Consider the following 1558-nt stretch of genomic DNA (forward strand, 5'->3'; position numbering starts at 1 on the left):
CTGCAGTTCCTCCGGGGTCGGGACGGGCGGGTAGTCCGCAACGACCTCGGTCGTCGTGGTTGCCGTCGTGGTCTTCGCGGTGGTCTCGGTGCTACCTCCGTCATCCGAGCTGCAGGCGGACATCGTGAGGGCGGCGGCGAGCGCCACCGTGGCCACGGTGATCTTGCGAAGCTTCAACTTGTCGTCCTTCTCGTTTCTCGGTCGTGCACGAGTATTCGTGCCCGGTTCATCCGGTTGCGATCGTCCGCAACAGTACCCGGCGGTAGTAAGAACACCGTGAGGGTAGTGAGAACCCGTGTCAGTTCAAGCTCGCCAGCGGATCGGCCATCTCGAGACGCGAGTCGTCTTCAGGGAGTGTACGAGCAGGTCCCGGTCCCGTCGAGCGGGTCTCGAATCGCACGGTGACGACCCCGTGGCCCGCTCCCTGCACCCACCCGTGCCCGTATTCGGGATGGAACACATCCGTTCCCGGACGCCACCGGTCCGCGAGCACCGGCGCGATCGCCGGGAGATCCGCGTCGTCGGCGACGGTGTCCGGCGCATCGCCGTCCGACCGGTCCAGTTCCGGGAACAAGGTGTCCTGCACCGACGCCGACAATCCGGCGAAGCCGACCCCGACGAGGCGGATCGGGCCGATGTCGAGCGGGTCGAGGGAGAGCCGTTGCGCGGCCGCGGTGAGCACCTGCAGGTCTTCGGTGGCGTACGGCAGCGTCGAGGACCGGGTCAGCACCGACATGTCGGATTTCCGCAGCTTGAGCACCACCGTGCGCGCGGCACGACCGTCTTTGCACAGCCGGGTGTGCGCCGCGAGCGCACTCGCCGAGATGGCGCGTCGCAGGTCCGGGAGCGCGACGATGTCGGTGGCGTAGGTGGTTTCGGCGCTGATCTGTTTGGCTTCGGCCCGCTCCGCGACGGGCCGGTCGTCGTGCCCGTTGGCGAGCCGGTGCAGCCCCGGGCCCACGGTGGGCCCGAGGATGGACGCGGCTTCCGCGACCGGCATCGATGCGAGATCGCCGATGGTGTCGATTCCGAGCTTGCGCAGCCGCTCTTCCGAGACCGGTCCGATACCCCACAGCTTGCGGACCGGAAGACCGTGCAGCAGCGCCAATTCCTCGTCGGGCGGAACGACGAGAAGTCCGTCGGGCTTCGCGAGACCCGACCCGATCTTGGCGATCTGCTTTCCCGAACCCGCCCCGATGGAGGCAACCAGTCCGGTGCGCTCGAGCACGTGTGCGCGCAGTTCCGTGCAGAACCGCTCGACCTCGGCGGCGGACGCTCCCGCGAGCCCGGTCGGTTCGGCGAACGCTTCGTCGAGGGACAGGGTCTCGAGCACCGGCACGTGGGCACGCAAGGTCTCGAACACGACCGAACTCAGGTGGTGGTAGACCACCCCCCGCGGTGGCAGCACCACTGCCGACGCTCCGATGAGCCGGCGTGCGCGGCTCATCGGCATGGCGGAGCCTGCGCCGTACACACGAGCCTCGTAACTCGCGCCCGCGACGACCCCGCGCGCACCGAGCCCACCGACGAGCACCGGGCCCCCCCCCCCGGGGGGGCC

The 1558-nt window shown here is 69.3% G+C and carries 1 protein-coding gene; it reads right to left on the reverse strand.

Annotation, left to right across the window (positions count from 1 at the left end):
* Positions 1–298 precede the first annotated feature (298 nt).
* The coding region (locus TVH25_RS21280; RefSeq protein WP_422425410.1) for a DNA polymerase IV at positions 299–1558 on the reverse strand (1260 nt) is incomplete at its 5' end.

The organism is Rhodococcus sp. 7Tela_A2 (genome assembly GCF_049311045.1).
Classification (GTDB): Bacteria; Actinomycetota; Actinomycetes; order Mycobacteriales; family Mycobacteriaceae; genus Rhodococcus.